The sequence below is a fragment of the Microbacterium sp. HA-8 genome (assembly GCF_046111165.1).
Taxonomy (GTDB): domain Bacteria; phylum Actinomycetota; class Actinomycetes; order Actinomycetales; family Microbacteriaceae; genus Microbacterium.
In genome coordinates, this window is the sequence record NZ_CP162025.1 from 602,440 (window position 1) to 618,494 (window position 16,055).

Below are 16,055 nucleotides of genomic sequence, written 5' to 3' on the forward strand. Positions count from 1 at the left end.
CCCTCGCGGGAGGCTCGCACGCGTGCGAGGGCGACGGAAACCGGATGCTCCGGCATGCGGCGTGACATCAGAACAGTGGTGCAGCAGAACCCGCGAGAGCGGGAGATGTGCCCGGCGCAGGAGAACTGCGCCGCCGTGCGTCCGATGCCCGAAGAGGTATGACGCGGAAAGAGAGTGAGCAGACAATGGCGGGACAGAAGATCCGCATTCGCCTGAAGTCGTATGACCACGAGGTCATCGACACGTCGGCGCGCAAGATCGTCGACACCGTGACCCGTGCGGGCGCGACCGTCGTGGGCCCCGTGCCCCTTCCGACCGAGAAGAACGTCGTGTGCGTCATCCGGTCGCCCCACAAGTACAAGGACAGCCGCGAGCACTTCGAGATGCGCACCCACAAGCGTCTGATCGACATCGTCGACCCGACGCCCAAGGCCGTCGACTCGCTGATGCGCCTCGACCTTCCGGCCGACGTCAACATCGAGATCAAGCTCTGAGGATCGACATGGCCGACATCAACAACAAGATTTCGAAGGGGATGCTGGGCACCAAGCTCGGCATGACCCAGGTCTGGAACGAGCAGGGCAAGCTCGTCCCCGTCACCGTCATCGAGCTCGCGCCGAACGTGGTCACCCAGGTTCGCACGCCCGAGCGCGACGGCTACAACGCGGTTCAGATCGCCTACGGGCAGATCGACCCCCGCAAGGTGAACAAGCCCCTCACCGCGCACTTCGAGGCCGCCGGCGTCACGCCGCGCCGCCACCTCACCGAGATCCGCACCGCGGACGCATCTGACTACTCACTCGGTCAGGAGCTCACGGTCGACGGTGTCTTCGAGGCGGGCCAGCTGGTCGACGTCGTCGGAACCAGCAAGGGCAAGGGCACCGCGGGTGTCATGAAGCGCCACAACTTCAAGGGCGTCTCGGCTTCCCACGGTGCGCACCGCAACCACCGCAAGCCCGGCTCGATCGGCGCATCGTCGACCCCGAGCCGCGTCTTCAAGGGCATGCGCATGGCCGGCCGTATGGGTGGCGAGCGCGTGACCGTCCAGAACCTGACCGTGCACGCCATCGACGCCGAGAAGGGTCTGCTGCTCGTCAAGGGCGCCGTGCCCGGTGCGCGTGGCCGCATGGTCTACGTCCGCAACGCAGTGAAGGGGGCCTGAGCGCATGGCTGACTCGACTCTCGCGCTCGATGTCCAGGGCACCGACGGCAAGAAGGCAGGCTCCGTCGAGCTGCCCGCCGCGGTCTTCGACGTCAAGACGAACATCCCGCTGATCCACCAGGTCGTCGTCGCGCAGCGCGCGGCGGCTCGCCAGGGCACCCACTCGACCAAGCGTCGCGGTGAGGTCTCGGGTGCCGGCCGCAAGCCCTTCAAGCAGAAGGGCACGGGTAACGCCCGTCAGGGGTCGATCCGCGCGCCGCACATGACCGGCGGTGGCATCGTGCACGGCCCCAAACCGCGCGACTACTCGCAGCGCACGCCCAAGAAGATGATCGCCGCAGCACTGCTGGGAGCGCTCAGCGACCGTGCGCGGGGCAACCGCCTGCACGTCGTCGAGTCGTTCGGCATCGAGGGCGCCCCCTCGACGAAGGCGGCCGCGACCTACCTCGCCGGCGTCGCGCCGACGAAGAACGTGCTCGTGGTCATCGACCGCGCCGACGAGGTCACCGTGAAGAGCGTCCGCAATCTCGCGTACGTGCACGTGCTGCCCTTCGATCAGCTCAACGCCTACGACGTGCTCGTCTCGGACGACATCGTCTTCACCAAGGCCGCCTACGACGCCTTCGTCGCCTCGAAGACGGCCGACACCTCGGAGGTCTCGGCATGACCGCTGTGAACAAGGACCCGCGCGACGTCATCCTCGGACCGGTCGTCTCGGAGAAGAGCTACGGGCTCATCGACGAGGGCAAGTACACCTTCCTGGTGGACCCGCGTTCGGACAAGACGGAGATCAAGCTCGCCATCGAGAAGATCTTCGGCGTCAAGGTCGCCTCGGTCAACACGATCAACCGCGTGGGCAAGGCCCGCCGCACCCGCTTCGGCATCGGCAAGCGCAAGGACACCAAGCGCGCCATCGTCACGCTGCGCTCGGGCACCATCGACATCTTCACGGCCGTCGGCTGACGATCGGGATAGAGGACTAGAGAACAATGGCTATTCGCAAGTACAAGCCGACGACCCCCGGTCGCCGAGGCTCGTCGGTCGCAGACTTCGCCGAGATCACGCGTTCGACGCCCGAGAAGTCGCTGCTGCGCCCGCTGAGCAAGACCGGCGGCCGCAACAACCAGGGGCGCATCACGACGCGCCACATCGGCGGCGGACACAAGCGTCAGTACCGCGTCATCGACTTCCGTCGCAATGACAAGGACGGCATCGACGCGAAGGTCGCTCACATCGAGTACGACCCCAACCGCACCGCCCGCATCGCCCTGCTGCACTACGCCGACGGCGAGAAGCGCTACATCCTCGCGCCGAACAAGCTCTCCCAGGGTGACGTCGTCGAGTCGGGTGCCGGCGCCGACATCAAGCCCGGCAACAACCTGCCGCTGCGCAACATCCCGACCGGTACCGTCGTGCACGCCATCGAGCTGCGCCCGGGTGGCGGCGCGAAGATGGCGCGCTCCGCGGGAGCTGCCGTCCGTCTGGTCGCGAAGGATGGGCCCTACGCCCAGCTGCGTCTGCCCTCGGGCGAGATCCGCAACGTCGACGCGCGCTGCCGCGCGACCGTCGGCGAGGTCGGAAACGCCGAGCAGTCCAACATCAACTGGGGCAAGGCCGGCCGCAAGCGCTGGAAGGGCGTCCGCCCGACCGTGCGCGGTGTCGCGATGAACCCCGTCGACCACCCTCACGGTGGTGGTGAGGGCAAGACGTCCGGTGGTCGCCACCCCGTCTCGCCGTGGGGCAAGCAGGAGGGTCGCACCCGCCACGCCAACAAGGAAAGCGACCAGCTGATCGTCCGCCGTCGCAACGCCGGCAAGAAGCGCAAGTAGGTAGGAACAGAAGATGCCACGCAGTCTCAAGAAGGGCCCCTTCGTCGACGAGCACCTGCTTCGCAAGGTCGCCGCTCAGAACGAATCGGGTTCGAAGAACGTCATCAAGACCTGGTCCCGTCGCTCGATGATCGTGCCGGCCATGCTCGGCCACACGATCGCCGTGCACGACGGTCGCAAGCACATCCCCGTGTTCGTGACCGAGACCATGGTCGGCCACAAGCTGGGCGAATTCGCGCCCACCCGCACCTTCCGCGGCCACGAGAAGGACGACAAGAAGGGCCGCCGCCGCTGACGCGGTGGCGCTCTGCAGAGAAACGGAGGAGGAGAACACATGGTGGATTCCATCGCACGCGTCAAGCACATCCGCGTGACCCCTCAGAAGGCTCGTCGTGTCGTCGCCCTCATCAAGGGCAAGCAGGCCGAGGAAGCCCTCGCCATCCTTAAGTTCGCGCCCCAGAGCGCGAGCGAGCCGATCTACAAGCTGGTTGCGTCGGCCATGGCCAACGCCCGCGTGAAGGCCGACAAGGACGGGGAATACCTGGACGAGCAGGACCTGTACGTGGCCAACGCGTACGTCGACGAGGGCACGACGCTCAAGCGCTTCCAGCCCCGCGCGCAAGGTCGGGCCTTCCAGATCAAGAAGCGCACGAGCCACATCACCGTGGTGCTTTCGACCCCCGAGGTCGCAGACGCCGCCGGCTCGTCGACCGAGACCAAGAGCAAGAAGGCGAGCAAGTAATGGGACAGAAGGTAAACCCGTACGGCTTCCGCCTCGGCATCACCACCGACCACGTGTCGCGCTGGTTCTCCGACTCGACGAAGCCCGGACAGCGCTACGCCGACTACGTGGCCGAGGACATCAAGATCCGCAAGATGCTGCAGACCTCCCTCGATCGAGCGGGCGTCAGCAACATCGAGATCGAGCGCACCCGCGATCGCGTGCGCGTCGACATTCACACCGCCCGCCCGGGCATCGTGATCGGCCGCCGCGGCGCCGAGGCCGAGCGCATCCGCGCCGATCTCGAGAAGCTCACCGGCAAGCAGATCCAGCTCAACATCCTCGAGGTGAAGAACCCCGAGGCCGACGCGCAGCTCGTCGCCCAGGGCATCGCCGAGCAGCTCTCCGCCCGCGTGGCATTCCGTCGCGCGATGCGCAAGGGCCTGCAGGGTGCACAGCGCGCCGGCGCCAAGGGTGTCCGCATCCAGGTCTCCGGCCGCCTCGGCGGCGCGGAGATGAGCCGTTCGGAGTTCTACCGCGAGGGCCGCGTGCCCCTGCACACCCTCCGCGCGAACATCGACTACGGCTTCTACGAGGCCAAGACGACGTTCGGCCGTATCGGCGTGAAGGTGTGGATCTACAAGGGCGACCTCACCAACAAGGAGCTCGCTCGCGAGCAGGCCAACGCGCCGAAGCAGTCCCGCGGTCGTGACGACCGCGGCGGCGATCGTCGCCGTGGCCCCCGCAACGAGGCCCCCGTCGCAGAAGGAGCATCGGCGTAATGCTTATCCCTCGCAAGGTCAAGTACCGCAAGCAGCACCACCCGGGCCGATCCGGTCAGGCGACCGGTGGCACGAAGGTCAGCTTCGGTGAGTTCGGCATCCAGGCACTCACGCCCGCTTACGTGACCAACCGGCAGATCGAGTCCGCTCGTATCGCGATGACCCGTCACATCAAGCGCGGCGGAAAGGTGTGGATCAACATCTACCCCGACCGTCCGCTCACGAAGAAGCCCGCCGAAACCCGCATGGGTTCGGGTAAGGGCTCGCCCGAGTGGTGGGTCGCAAACGTCAAGCCGGGTCGCGTCCTCTTCGAGGTCGCCGGAGTCAACGAGGAGCTCGCTCGCGAGGCCCTGACCCGTGCCATCCACAAGCTGCCCTTGAAGGCACGCATCATCAAGCGCGAGGAGGGCGACGCGTAATGGCGATCGGCACCAAGGAGCTCGCTTCCACCGAGCTCGACACGTTCGAAGACCAGCGCCTCGTCGAGGAGCTGCGCAAGGCCAAGGAAGAGCTGTTCAACCTGCGCTTCCAGTCGGCCACCGGCCAGCTCGAGAGCCACGGCCGCATCCGCGCCGTCAAGCGCGACATCGCGCGGCTCTACACCGTGATCCGTGAGCGCGAGCTCGGCATCCGTGCCACGCCCGCCCCCGCGGAGGTCGCGACGAAGGCCAAGAAGACGAAGGCGAAGAAGACCGAGGACACCTCGGCCGACGCCGAAGGAGAGGCTGAGTGATGGCCACCACGAAGAAGGCCGCTGAGGCCGAGACCGCCGAGGTGCGCGGCCACGAGAGCGCCGCGCACGATGTGCGCGACGCCGACGCCCGCGGGTACCGCAAGGCCCGTCGCGGCTACGTCGTCAGCGACAAGATGGACAAGACGATCGTCGTCGAGGTCGAGGACCGCGTGAAGCACCCCCTCTACGGCAAGGTCATCCGTCGCACGTCGAAGGTCAAGGCGCACGACGAGGGCAATACCGCCGGGATCGGCGACCTCGTTCTCATCAACGAGACCCGCCCGCTGAGCGCGACCAAGCGCTGGCGCCTGGTCGAGATCCTGGAGAAGGCGAAGTGATCCAGCAGGAATCCCGTCTCAAGGTCGCCGACAACACCGGCGCCAAGGAGTTGCTCACCATCCGCGTGCTCGGTGGTTCGCACCGTCGCTACGCCGGTCTCGGCGACACGATCGTCGCGACCGTCAAGGACGCGATCCCGGGCGGCAACGTCAAGAAGGGCGATGTGGTCAAGGCCGTCATCGTCCGCACCGTCAAGCAGACCCGTCGTGCCGACGGTTCCTACATCAAGTTCGACGAGAACGCCGCCGTCATCCTGAAGAACGACGGGGAGCCCCGCGGCACCCGCATCTTCGGGCCGGTCGGTCGTGAGCTTCGCGACAAGAAGTTCATGAAGATCGTCTCGCTCGCGCCGGAGGTCATTTAGTCATGGCGAAGATCAAGAAGGGTGACCTCGTCCAGGTCATCTCGGGGGCCAAGCCCGAGCGCGGCGGTGACCGCGGCAAGCAGGGCAAGGTCCTCGAGGTCCTCTCCGAGCGCAACCGCGTGATCGTCGAGGGCGTCAACTACGTCACCAAGCACACGCGCGTCGGCCAGACGCAGCGTGGGACGAAGACGGGCGGCATCGAGACGATCGAGGCCCCCATCCACATCTCGAATGTCGCCCTGGTCGACCCCGAGACGAAGAAGCCGACCCGTGTCGGCCACCGCGTCGAGGAGCAGACCAAGGACGGCGTCAAGCGCACGGTCCGCGTGCGCTACGCGAAGAAGTCAGGTAAGGACCTCTGATGAGCACCACCACTGCCGCGCCGGCTGGCAAGATCCAGCCGCGCCTGAAGCAGAAGTACCGTGCCGAGATCCAGCAGAAGCTGCAGGAGGAGTTCGGCTACGCCAACGTCAACCAGATCCCCGGTCTGGTCAAGGTCGTGGTGAACACCGGTGTCGGCGAAGCCGCTCGCGACAGCAAGGTGATCGAGGGTGCGGTCGATGACCTCACCAAGATCACGGGTCAGAAGCCCGTCGTCACGAAGGCGCGCAAGTCGATCGCGCAGTTCAAGCTGCGCGAAGGCCAGGCCATCGGCGCGCACGTCACCCTTCGTGGCGACCGCGCCTGGGAGTTCCTGGACCGCCTCACGTCGCTGGCGCTTCCGCGCATCCGCGACTTCCGCGGACTCTCGCCCAAGCAGTTCGACGGCAACGGCAACTACACGTTCGGTCTGCAGGAGCAGTCGGTGTTCCACGAGATCGATCAGGACAAGATCGACCGCGTCCGCGGCTTCGACATCACGGTCGTGACCTCGGCGAAGACGGATGCCGAGGGCCGGGCGCTCCTGCGTCACCTGGGCTTCCCGTTCCGCGACGAGAACGCACAGCAGTAATCCACCCACCACAGGTCGTCTGCCTTGAACAGGCAGCCGAAACCTGGTGAACGAAGGAATCACACCTCATGACAATGACAGACCCGGTCGCAGACATGCTGACCCGTCTGCGCAACGCGAACTCGGCGCACCACGATTCCGTGAGCCTGCCGAGCTCGAAGCTCAAGACGCACATCGCCGAGATCCTCCAGCGCGAGGGCTACATCCAGTCCTGGGAGGTGTCGGACGCGCGCGTCGGGCAGACCCTGACGATGACCCTCAAGTACGGGCCCAACCGCGAGCGTTCGATCGCGGGCATCAAGCGCGTGTCGAAGCCCGGCCTGCGCGTCTACGCGCGCTCGACCGAGATCCCCAAGGTCCTCGGCGGTCTGGGCGTGGCCATCCTGTCCACTTCCTCCGGTCTTCTCACCGACCGTCAGGCCGAGCAGAAGGGCGTGGGTGGGGAAGTCCTCGCCTACGTGTGGTGATCCGCGATGTCACGTATCGGACGTCTCCCCATCGACATTCCTGCCGGTGTCACCGTGGCGGTGGACGGGCAGCAGGTTCAGGTCAAGGGCCCCAAGGGTGAGCTGAACCTCGTCGTCTCGCGCCCCATCGAGGTCAAAGTCGAGGAGAACCAGGTTCTCGTCACCCGCCCCGACGACGAGCGGGAGTCCCGCTCGCTGCACGGTCTGACCCGCACGCTGATCAGTAACAACATCATCGGCGTCACCCAGGGCTACACCAAGGGCCTCGAAGTCGTCGGCACGGGTTACCGTGTCGCTCAGAAGGGCAGCAACATCGAGTTCGCCCTGGGCTTCTCGCACCCGGTGCTCGTCGAGCCGCCCGCCGGCATCGCGTTCACCGTCGAGGGCAACAACAAGGTGACCGTCAGCGGAATCGACAAGCAGGCCGTCGGCGAGGCGGCCGCCAACATCCGCAAGATCCGCAAGCCCGAGCCCTACAAGGGCAAGGGTGTGCGGTACGCCGGCGAGGTCGTGCGTCGCAAGGCCGGAAAGAGTGGTAAGTAGCCATGGCTGTCAAGACAAAGTCCGACGCCCGCGCGCGTCGTCATGCCCGCCTTCGCAAGAAGGTCGTCGGCACCCCCGATCGTCCGCGTCTGGTCGTGACCCGCTCTGCGCGTCACGTCTTCGTCCAGCTCGTGGATGACAGCAAGGGCCACACCGTGGCCTCCGCTTCGACCCTCGAGGTCGACCTTCGTTCGCACGACGGTGACAAGACCGCCAAGGCCCGCAAGGTCGGCGAGCTCGTCGCCGAGCGCGCGAAGGCCGCCGGGGTCTCCGCCGCCGTGTTCGACCGCGGCGGCAACCGCTACGCAGGCCGCGTCGCCGCCATCGCCGATGGCGCGCGAGAGGGCGGGCTGAACCTGTGAGCACCGACAACAAGGAGAACAACGTGTCCGCCACCACCGAGGCGCCCGCCGAAGGCGTCGCCACGGAGGCCCCCGCAGAGCGCGAGCCCCGCGAGGCCCGTCGCGGCGGCCGTGAGCGCAACCCCAACCGCGACCGCGGTTCGCGTGACGCCGACAAGAGTCAGTTCCTGGAGCGCGTCGTCACCATCAACCGTGTGTCGAAGGTCGTCAAGGGTGGTCGTCGCTTCAGCTTCACGGCGCTCGTCGTCGTGGGCGATGGCAACGGTCTCGTCGGCGTCGGCTACGGCAAGGCCCGCGAGGTGCCCCTGGCGATCTCGAAGGGTGTCGAAGAGGCCAAGCGCAACTTCTTCCGCGTCCCCCGTGTCGGCGTGACGATCCCGCACCCCGTGCAGGGTGAGGCCGCAGCCGGCGTCGTCCTGCTCCGTCCCGCCGCGGCCGGTACCGGTGTCATCGCCGGTGGCCCGGTGCGTGCCGTGCTCGAGTGCGCCGGCATCCACGACGTCCTTTCGAAGTCGCTCGGGTCATCGAACACGATCAACATCGTGCACGCCACCGTGGCGGCTCTCAAGCAGCTCGAAGAGCCGCGCGCCGTTGCCGCCCGTCGTGGCCTCGACTTCGACCAGGTCGCGCCCGCGCGTCTGATCCGGGCAGAGGCCGAGCAGGTTGCGAACGCGAAGGCAGGTGTCTGATGGCCGCCCGTCTGAAGGTGACCCAGGTCAAGTCCAAGGTGAGCGAGAAGCAGAACCAGCGCGACACGCTGCGGAGCCTCGGCCTCAAGCGGATCGGCGACTCGGTCGTCCGTCCCGATGACGCCCAGACCCGCGGCTATGTCAACACGGTCGCTCACCTCGTCAAGGTTGAGGAGATCGACTGATGGCTGAGAACGAGAAGGTCCAGGCCGCCGAGGCCGAGGCCAAGGCTCCCGCCAAGAAGCCGGCGGCCAAGAAGCCGGCAGCGGACAAGGCCGCCAAGGCCCCCGCGAAGAAGGATGCCGCGGGCACCGACGCTCCCGCGTCGCGGCCCGGCGTGCTGAAGGTGCACCACCTGCGCCCCGTTCCGGGTGCCAACAAGCCCAAGACCCGCGTGGGTCGCGGTGAGGGCTCGAAGGGCAAGACGGCAGGTCGCGGCACCAAGGGCACGAAGGCCCGCAACACCGTTCGCGTCGGCTTCGAGGGTGGGCAGATGCCGCTGCACATGCGCACCCCGAAGCTGCGCGGGTTCAAGAACCCGTTCCGCGTCGAGTACCAGGTCGTGAACCTGGCCAAGCTCGCGGAGCTCTACCCCTCGGGCGGAGACGTCACCGTCGCCGACCTCGTGGCCAAGGGCGCGGTTCGCAAGAACGAGAAGGTCAAGGTGCTGGGTGACGGCGACATCGCCGTCAAGCTCACCGTCGCGGTCGACAAGGTCTCGGGTTCCGCCGAGCAGAAGATCGTGGCCGCGGGCGGCAGCGTCAAGTAACACGCATGAAGGGGTCGGAGGAATCCTCCGGCCCCTTCGTCGTCACCTGGCGAGCGCGAGCATCCGCCCGGGGCACAGCCCACCACACCGCTCTTCGGCGGCCTGGGCTACCCTGGTGGTTGGTCGCCCCTCGGGTGCCGTCATTCCCTTTCAGGAGGCCCCTTCTTGTTCAGCGCAATCGCGCGCATCTTCCGCACTCCCGATCTGCGCCGGAAGATCGCCTTCACTCTGGGCATCATCATGCTCTACCGCCTGGGCGCCCACGTGCCGACGCCGTTCGTCGACTTCGTCAACGTGCAGTCGTGCATCGGCCAGAACGCGGGCATGGAGGGTCTCCTCTCCCTGGTCAATCTCTTCTCGGGCGGGGCACTGCTCCAGCTGTCGATCTTCGCCCTCGGCGTCATGCCGTACATCACGGCGACGATCATCACGCAGCTGCTGCGCGTCGTCATCCCGCACTTCGAGACCCTCTACAAAGAGGGGCAGGCGGGTCAGGCGCGACTGACGCAGTACACGCGCTACCTCACGATCGCGCTCGCGCTGCTGCAGTCGACGACGCTCGTCACCGTGGCCCGCAGCGGTCAGCTCTTCGGCAACACCGGCGTCGCCGCGTGTGAGCAGCTGCTGACGAACGAGGCATGGTGGGCGCAGCTGCTCATGATCATCACGATGACCGCCGGTACGGGCCTGATCATGTGGTTCGCCGAGCTCGTCACCGAGCGGGGCATCGGCAACGGCATGTCGCTGCTGATCTTCACCTCGATCGCCGCGACCTTCCCGGCCGCGATGTGGTCGATCTGGCAGGCGCGCGGCTTCGAGACCTTCCTCCTGGTGCTCGCGGTCGGCATCGTGGTGGTGGCGCTCGTGGTGTTCGTGGAACAGTCCCAGCGACGGATCCCCGTGCAGTACGCCAAGCGCATGGTCGGTCGTCGCACGTACGGCGGAACGAACACCTACATCCCGATCAAGGTCAACATGGCGGGTGTGGTGCCTGTGATCTTCGCCTCGTCGCTGCTGTACATCCCGGCCCTGCTGGCGCAGTTCAATCAGCCCGCCGCGGGGGAGGAGCCGGCCGGGTGGGTGGTCTGGATCTCGCAGTACTTCACCACGGGCGATCACCCGCTCTACATGCTGGTCTACTTCCTCCTGATCATCGGCTTCACCTACTTCTACGTCGCGATCACGTTCAATCCGGTCGAGGTCGCCGACAACATGAAGCGCTACGGCGGCTTCATCCCGGGCATCCGAGCAGGCCGGCCCACGGCCGAGTACCTCGACTACGTGCTCACCCGCATCACTCTGCCCGGGTCGATCTACCTGGGCCTCATCGCCCTCCTGCCCCTGATCGCCCTGGCGACGGTCGGCGCCAACCAGAACTTCCCGTTCGGCGGCGCGTCCATCCTGATCATCGTCGGCGTGGGTCTCGAGACCGTCAAGCAGATCGACGCGCAGCTGCAGCAGCGCCACTACGAAGGGCTTCTTCGATGACCCAGACCTCCGCTCGCCTTCTGATCGTCGGCCCGCAGGGCTCGGGCAAGGGCACACAGGGTGTGCGCATCGGCGACGCATACGGCGTGCCGGTGGTCTCGACCGGCGACGTCTTCCGCGCCAACATCACGGAGGGCACCGAGCTCGGGCGCCGAGTGCAGCAGATCGTCGAGGCGGGCAATCTGGTCCCCGACGAGCTCACCAGCGAGATCGTGCGCGACCGCCTGGCAGAGGACGATGCCGCACGCGGCTTCCTTCTCGACGGCTACCCGCGCAACCTCGGTCAGGTGTCGCACCTCGACGAATTCCTCACCGGTCGGGGCGAAGAGCTCGATGCCGTCATCGAGCTCGACGTGCCCCGTGCCGAGAGCATCGAGCGGCTCAGCCTGCGGGCTCAGCAGCAGGGACGCACCGACGACACCGCGGAGGTGATCGCCAAACGTCTCGACATCTATGAGAACGAGACCGCCCCGATCCTCGGCGTCTACCGCGAGCGGGGGATCGTCGACCGGATCGACGGCGTCGGTTCGCTCGACGAGATCACCGAGCGCATCTTCGCGGCCCTCGAGGCGCGGGGACTGGCGCGTCGGGCCGCGGCCTGACGTGGCCCTGCGCCGCTCGCTCTACAAATCCCCCGCACAGCTGCGGGCGATGATCCGCCCGGGAACGATCACAGCCGACGCGCTCGCGGCGGTTCGGGCCATCGTCGCTCCTGGAGTCACGACTCTCGAGCTCGACGCGGAGGCGTCACGCGTGATCCGCTCCGCCGGAGCCCGCTCGAACTTCCAACTCGTCCGCGGCTACCGCCATACGGTGTGCACTTCGGTCAACGAGCAGGTGGTGCACGGCATCCCCGGCCCCCGGGTGCTGCAGGCGGGCGACATCCTCTCGGTGGATGCCGGAGCGGAGTTCGAGGGCTGGAACGGCGACAGCGCTTTCACGATCGTGCTTCCCGACCCTGCGCGCCCCGACGTCGTGACCGAGCGCGAAGAGCTTTCCCGCGTGACCGAGGGGTCGCTGTGGGCGGGCATCGCCGCCCTGGCGACCGCCCGGCACCTCGGCGAGGTGGGGGCGGCGATCGAGGGCCACATCGAGCAGGCGAGCGCGCAGAGCGGCCGCAGTTACGGAATCCTGCAGGACTACGTCGGGCACGGCATCGGCCGCAAGATGCACGAGGCCCCGCCCGTGTTCAATTACCGCGTCTCCGATCGCGGACCCGAGGTGCGACCGGGGCTGGTCGTGGCCATCGAGCCGATGGTGGTCTCCGGAGACCCGGCAACGCTCGTGGAGGACGACGAGTGGACCGTCTCGACGCTCGACGGTTCCGCGGGTTCTCATTGGGAGCACAGCGTCGCGGTGCATGATGGGGGTCTCTGGGTGCTCACGGCGCCCGACGGCGGGGCCGCAGGCCTCGCGCCCTTCGGTGTGACACCCGCGCCGATCTCCTGAGTCGCGAGGGGACGACACCGATGGCCGCAGCTGCAGGCAAGCGCACGAACTGGTTCGCAATCTGGATCTCCATTGCCGTCGTCGCCGTTCTCGTGGTCGCCGCGGTGGCTGTGGTCTGGATCAACAACAGCGCGACGTCGGCGGGCCCTGCGCCCGACTCGGGCATCGTGAACGCGGACACCGGCGCCATCTCGGTGGGAGATGGCGGCGACGTCGTCGCGACCTACATCGATTTCATGTGCCCGATCTGCAACCAGTTCGAGCAGATCTACGGTCAGACGCTCCAGGATCTCGTGGACGACGGATCGATCACGCTCGAGTACCACCCCGTGGCGATCCTGGATCGCTACTCGCAGGGGACCGAGTTCTCCACGCGCGCCGCGAATGCGCTGTACTGCGTCGCGGAGTCCGCTCCCGAGGCGGTCACGCCGTTCGTCGTGTCGATGTACGAGAACCAGCCTGCAGAGGGCACGGCTGGACTGACGGATGAGCAGATCATCGGCATCGCCGCCGAAGCGGGAGCGGAGGATGCCGCCGCGTGCATCACCGATCGCACCTACGATCGCTTCGTCGCGGCGATGACCGGCGACATGCCCGCCGACGAGAACGGCAGTCGCGGGACTCCGACGGTGACGGTGAACGGTGAGCGCATCGAGCTGACGGGCGACCCGCAGCTCGACATCGTCGACCGGATCGGGTGAGGGGTGCACGGCATTTGCCGGGTTGTGCGATATCACGTACACTAGATCTTTGGTGCCTTGCGCCTTCTTCGGCGTGTCTCTCTCGAGATGCCGGCACCATCCACCTATCCACCGCAGACCGGCCGGTCTGCCAGGCGTAAGCGAGTGTATGGCCAAGAAAGACGGTGTCATCGAGATCGAAGGTGTGATCTCCGAGGCGCTTCCCAACGCGATGTTCCGCGTTGAGCTGAGCAACGGGCACAAGGTCCTCGCCACGATCTCGGGAAAGATGCGGCAGAACTACATCCGCATCATCCCCGAGGACCGCGTCGTCGTAGAGCTCAGCCCCTACGACCTCACGCGCGGCCGTATCGTCTATCGCTATCGCTAGACCGGTCGAGAAGTAACGGTCTCCGGCGGGCTCACGCCCGCGCGAGGCACGAAGACAGCGAAACAGGAAAATCATGAAGGTCAACCCGAGCGTCAAGCCCATCTGCGAGCACTGCAAGGTGATCCGCCGCCACGGGCGCGTGATGGTCATCTGCAAGTCCAACCCGCGCCACAAGCAGCGTCAGGGCTGAGTCGGCCGCGGCCCTTGAAGGCTGCGCAGACGAACAACTCAACACACAGAACGGCAGTTTCAGATCCCGCTCTCGAGCGGGGGACACCCCGGGGCGGAGGCCCGGGCACCGATCCTGCTCCACACCTCCTCGAACTCCTCTGGAGATGACATGGCACGTCTGGCCGGCGTCGACATCCCGCGCGACAAGCGCGTGGTGATCGCCCTCACTTACATCTACGGCGTGGGACGCACTCGCTCGAGCGAGATCCTCGCCGCCACGGGCATCAGCCCCGACATCCGGGTCAAGGACCTGAGCGACGAGCAGCTCGTCTCGCTCCGCGATCACATCGAAGGCACCTACAAGGTGGAGGGTGACCTTCGCCGCGAGGTGGCCGCCGACATCCGCCGCAAGGTCGAGATCGGATCCTACGAGGGCCTGCGGCACCGTCGCGGCCTGCCCGTGCGCGGTCAGCGCACCAAGACCAACGCCCGCACGCGCAAGGGCCCCAAGCGCACCGTCGCCGGCAAGAAGAAGGCCGGCCGCAAGTAAGCGCGCCGCAGGTTTAGGAGAAGAGAACTCATGGCACAGGCCAAGACCGCCGCGCGCAAGCCGCGCCGCAAGGAGAAGAAGAACATCGCGCTGGGCCACGCCCACATCAAGTCGACGTTCAACAACACGATCGTCTCGATCACCGACCCGACGGGCGCTGTCATCAGCTGGGCCTCCTCGGGTGGCGTGGGCTTCAAGGGCTCCCGCAAGTCGACGCCCTACGCCGCGGGCATGGCGGCCGAGTCTGCCGCCCGCCAGGCGCAGGAGCACGGCGTGAAGAAGGTCGACGTCTTCGTGAAGGGCCCGGGTTCGGGCCGCGAGACCGCGATCCGCTCGCTCACCGCCGCGGGCCTCGAGGTCGGATCCATTCAGGATGTGACGCCCCAGGCGCACAACGGCTGCCGCCCGCCCAAGCGCCGTCGCGTCTGATCGCGAACTGTCGGGGCGCCCTCGGGCGTCCCGACATTCCGGTCCCCGCTGACCGGAGCCAGGATTTTCGCGGATGCTGCACGTCGGCGCCTCGCCGCCCGCCGGCATCCGCCCGAGAAAAACTCAACACCTCACCCATGCAAGTGTCATATAGCGGGCACTTAGCCGAAAGGAACACACAGTGCTCATCGCACAGCGTCCCACTCTGACCGAGGAAAAGATCGCGGAGTTCCGCAGCCGTTTTGTCATCGAGCCGCTGGAGCCCGGTTTCGGATACACGATCGGCAACGCCCTTCGCCGCAGCCTCCTGTCATCGATCCCCGGCGCGGCCGTCACGAGCATCCGCATCGACGGCGTCCTCCACGAGTTCACCACCATTCCCGGGGTCAAGGAGGATGTCACCGAGATCATCCTGAACCTCAAGCAGCTCGTCGTCTCGAGCGAGCGCGATGAGCCGATCACCGCGTACCTGCGCAAGACGGGCGCGGGCGAAGTCACCGCTGCCGACATCTCCGCCCCCGCCGGCGTCGAGGTGCACAACCCCGAGCTGGTCATCGCGACCCTCAACGACACCGCCAAGTTCGAGCTCGAGCTGACGATCGAGCGCGGCCGCGGCTACGTGTCGGCGACCCAGAACCGCAACGAGTACGCCGAGGCCGGCCAGATTCCGATCGACTCGATCTACTCGCCCGTGCTCAAGGTCAGCTACCGCGTGGACGCGACCCGTGCCGGTGAGCGCACCGACTTCGACAAGCTGGTGCTGGACGTCGAATCCAAGCCCTCGATCGCGCCCCGTGACGCCGTGGCCTCCGCCGGGCGCACCCTCACCGAGCTGTTCGGCCTCGCGCGCGAGCTGAACGTCGAGGCCGAGGGCATCGAGATCGGTCCCGCGCCGGTCGAGACCGTGCTCTCGAACGAGCTGTCGATGCCGATCGAGGATCTCGATCTGTCGGTGCGTTCGTACAACTGCCTCAAGCGCGAGGGCATCAACACGGTGTCGGAGCTCGTCGCCCTCTCCGAGACGCAGCTCATGAACATCCGCAATTTCGGTCAGAAGTCGGTCGACGAGGTACGCGACAAGCTCGTCTCGCTCGGCCTGTCGCTGAAGGACTCGGTGCCCGGTTTCGACGGCGCCCACTTCTACGGCGGCTACGACGACGAGACCGTTTGACCCTTCGCTTCATC

The 16,055-nt window shown here is 66.8% G+C and carries 29 protein-coding genes; all 29 read left to right on the top strand.

Features of this window, described 5'->3' with window-relative positions; translation table 11 throughout:
• The first annotated feature begins 185 nt into the window (after positions 1-185).
• Positions 186-494 carry a 30S ribosomal protein S10 gene (gene rpsJ, locus AB2L57_RS02825; protein ID WP_017201594.1) on the top strand — a complete coding sequence of 103 codons (309 nt, stop codon included), beginning with the start codon at positions 186-188 and terminating at the stop codon, positions 492-494.
• Between the two features lie 8 nt (positions 495-502).
• A complete protein-coding gene (rplC, locus tag AB2L57_RS02830; protein ID WP_409048006.1) occupies positions 503-1,162 on the top strand; it encodes a 50S ribosomal protein L3 in 660 nt (219 codons plus the stop codon).
• A gap of 4 nt (positions 1,163-1,166) precedes the next feature.
• A complete protein-coding gene (gene rplD / locus AB2L57_RS02835) occupies positions 1,167-1,829 on the top strand; it encodes a 50S ribosomal protein L4 (protein WP_409048007.1) in 663 nt (220 codons plus the stop codon).
• Positions 1,826-2,125, top strand: coding sequence for a 50S ribosomal protein L23 (gene rplW / locus AB2L57_RS02840; protein WP_409048008.1), 300 nt, complete (start codon positions 1,826-1,828; stop codon positions 2,123-2,125). Before rplD ends, rplW begins: the two co-directional genes overlap by 4 nt.
• 26 nt (positions 2,126-2,151) lie before the next feature.
• Positions 2,152-2,991: a 50S ribosomal protein L2 gene (gene rplB / locus AB2L57_RS02845; protein WP_409048009.1), complete on the top strand. Its 840-nt coding sequence runs from the start codon at positions 2,152-2,154 to the stop codon at positions 2,989-2,991.
• A 13-nt stretch (positions 2,992-3,004) separates the two neighbouring features.
• Positions 3,005-3,286: a 30S ribosomal protein S19 gene (rpsS, locus tag AB2L57_RS02850; protein WP_330170435.1), complete on the top strand. Its 282-nt coding sequence runs from the start codon at positions 3,005-3,007 to the stop codon at positions 3,284-3,286.
• Between the two features lie 39 nt (positions 3,287-3,325).
• Positions 3,326-3,733: a 50S ribosomal protein L22 gene (rplV, locus tag AB2L57_RS02855; protein WP_409048010.1), complete on the top strand. Its 408-nt coding sequence runs from the start codon at positions 3,326-3,328 to the stop codon at positions 3,731-3,733.
• Entirely contained in the window at positions 3,733-4,494 is a 762-nt protein-coding gene (gene rpsC / locus AB2L57_RS02860; protein ID WP_409048011.1) for a 30S ribosomal protein S3, read from the top strand. The genes rplV and rpsC overlap by 1 nt, the downstream gene beginning before the upstream one ends.
• Positions 4,494-4,913 (top strand): 50S ribosomal protein L16, encoded by a 420-nt coding sequence (gene rplP, locus AB2L57_RS02865; RefSeq protein WP_018171451.1) that lies wholly within the window; start codon positions 4,494-4,496, stop codon positions 4,911-4,913. The genes rpsC and rplP overlap by 1 nt, the downstream gene beginning before the upstream one ends.
• Complete coding sequence (gene rpmC / locus AB2L57_RS02870) at positions 4,913-5,227, top strand: 50S ribosomal protein L29 (RefSeq protein ID WP_409048012.1); 315 nt, start codon at positions 4,913-4,915, stop codon at positions 5,225-5,227. Before rplP ends, rpmC begins: the two co-directional genes overlap by 1 nt.
• Positions 5,227-5,565: a 30S ribosomal protein S17 gene (gene rpsQ, locus AB2L57_RS02875; RefSeq protein WP_409048013.1), complete on the top strand. Its 339-nt coding sequence runs from the start codon at positions 5,227-5,229 to the stop codon at positions 5,563-5,565. The genes rpmC and rpsQ overlap by 1 nt, the downstream gene beginning before the upstream one ends.
• A complete protein-coding gene (gene rplN / locus AB2L57_RS02880; protein ID WP_409048014.1) occupies positions 5,562-5,930 on the top strand; it encodes a 50S ribosomal protein L14 in 369 nt (122 codons plus the stop codon). Before rpsQ ends, rplN begins: the two co-directional genes overlap by 4 nt.
• Positions 5,931-5,932: 2 nt before the next feature.
• Complete coding sequence (gene rplX, locus AB2L57_RS02885; RefSeq protein ID WP_409048015.1) at positions 5,933-6,292, top strand: 50S ribosomal protein L24; 360 nt, start codon at positions 5,933-5,935, stop codon at positions 6,290-6,292.
• On the top strand, positions 6,292-6,882 hold the full coding sequence (rplE, locus tag AB2L57_RS02890) for a 50S ribosomal protein L5 (protein ID WP_409048016.1): 591 nt from the start codon (positions 6,292-6,294) through the stop codon (positions 6,880-6,882). Before rplX ends, rplE begins: the two co-directional genes overlap by 1 nt.
• A 68-nt stretch (positions 6,883-6,950) precedes the next feature.
• Positions 6,951-7,349 (top strand): 30S ribosomal protein S8, encoded by a 399-nt coding sequence (gene rpsH / locus AB2L57_RS02895; protein WP_409048017.1) that lies wholly within the window; start codon positions 6,951-6,953, stop codon positions 7,347-7,349.
• Between the two features lie 6 nt (positions 7,350-7,355).
• Positions 7,356-7,892 carry a 50S ribosomal protein L6 gene (gene rplF, locus AB2L57_RS02900; protein WP_409048018.1) on the top strand — a complete coding sequence of 179 codons (537 nt, stop codon included), beginning with the start codon at positions 7,356-7,358 and terminating at the stop codon, positions 7,890-7,892.
• A gap of 2 nt (positions 7,893-7,894) precedes the next feature.
• Entirely contained in the window at positions 7,895-8,254 is a 360-nt protein-coding gene (gene rplR, locus AB2L57_RS02905) for a 50S ribosomal protein L18 (RefSeq protein ID WP_409048019.1), read from the top strand.
• Positions 8,255-8,277: 23 nt separating this feature from the next.
• The gene (gene rpsE, locus AB2L57_RS02910; protein ID WP_409048020.1) at positions 8,278-8,943 is read left to right on the top strand and encodes a 30S ribosomal protein S5; all 666 of its coding nucleotides are present in this window, start codon (positions 8,278-8,280) and stop codon (positions 8,941-8,943) included.
• A complete protein-coding gene (gene rpmD, locus AB2L57_RS02915) occupies positions 8,943-9,128 on the top strand; it encodes a 50S ribosomal protein L30 (RefSeq protein WP_344737406.1) in 186 nt (61 codons plus the stop codon). The genes rpsE and rpmD overlap by 1 nt, the downstream gene beginning before the upstream one ends.
• On the top strand, positions 9,128-9,712 hold the full coding sequence (gene rplO / locus AB2L57_RS02920; protein ID WP_409048021.1) for a 50S ribosomal protein L15: 585 nt from the start codon (positions 9,128-9,130) through the stop codon (positions 9,710-9,712). Before rpmD ends, rplO begins: the two co-directional genes overlap by 1 nt.
• Positions 9,713-9,877: 165 nt before the next feature.
• Positions 9,878-11,200: a preprotein translocase subunit SecY gene (gene secY, locus AB2L57_RS02925; RefSeq protein ID WP_409048022.1), complete on the top strand. Its 1,323-nt coding sequence runs from the start codon at positions 9,878-9,880 to the stop codon at positions 11,198-11,200.
• Positions 11,197-11,802 (top strand): adenylate kinase, encoded by a 606-nt coding sequence (locus AB2L57_RS02930; RefSeq protein ID WP_409048023.1) that lies wholly within the window; start codon positions 11,197-11,199, stop codon positions 11,800-11,802. Before secY ends, AB2L57_RS02930 begins: the two co-directional genes overlap by 4 nt.
• A gap of 1 nt (position 11,803) precedes the next feature.
• The gene (gene map / locus AB2L57_RS02935) at positions 11,804-12,649 is read left to right on the top strand and encodes a type I methionyl aminopeptidase (protein WP_409048024.1); all 846 of its coding nucleotides are present in this window, start codon (positions 11,804-11,806) and stop codon (positions 12,647-12,649) included.
• Between the two features lie 20 nt (positions 12,650-12,669).
• Positions 12,670-13,350, top strand: a complete 681-nt coding sequence (locus AB2L57_RS02940; RefSeq protein ID WP_409048025.1) for a DsbA family protein — start codon at positions 12,670-12,672, stop codon at positions 13,348-13,350.
• 148 nt (positions 13,351-13,498) lie between these two features.
• A complete protein-coding gene (gene infA / locus AB2L57_RS02945; RefSeq protein ID WP_017201569.1) occupies positions 13,499-13,720 on the top strand; it encodes a translation initiation factor IF-1 in 222 nt (73 codons plus the stop codon).
• A gap of 73 nt (positions 13,721-13,793) precedes the next feature.
• A complete protein-coding gene (rpmJ, locus tag AB2L57_RS02950; RefSeq protein WP_292815000.1) occupies positions 13,794-13,910 on the top strand; it encodes a 50S ribosomal protein L36 in 117 nt (38 codons plus the stop codon).
• Between the two features lie 150 nt (positions 13,911-14,060).
• Complete coding sequence (gene rpsM / locus AB2L57_RS02955) at positions 14,061-14,441, top strand: 30S ribosomal protein S13 (protein ID WP_409048026.1); 381 nt, start codon at positions 14,061-14,063, stop codon at positions 14,439-14,441.
• A gap of 30 nt (positions 14,442-14,471) precedes the next feature.
• On the top strand, positions 14,472-14,870 hold the full coding sequence (gene rpsK, locus AB2L57_RS02960; protein ID WP_292814994.1) for a 30S ribosomal protein S11: 399 nt from the start codon (positions 14,472-14,474) through the stop codon (positions 14,868-14,870).
• A gap of 181 nt (positions 14,871-15,051) precedes the next feature.
• The gene (locus AB2L57_RS02965) at positions 15,052-16,041 is read left to right on the top strand and encodes a DNA-directed RNA polymerase subunit alpha (RefSeq protein ID WP_409048027.1); all 990 of its coding nucleotides are present in this window, start codon (positions 15,052-15,054) and stop codon (positions 16,039-16,041) included.
• The last annotated feature ends 14 nt before the right edge of the window (positions 16,042-16,055 follow it).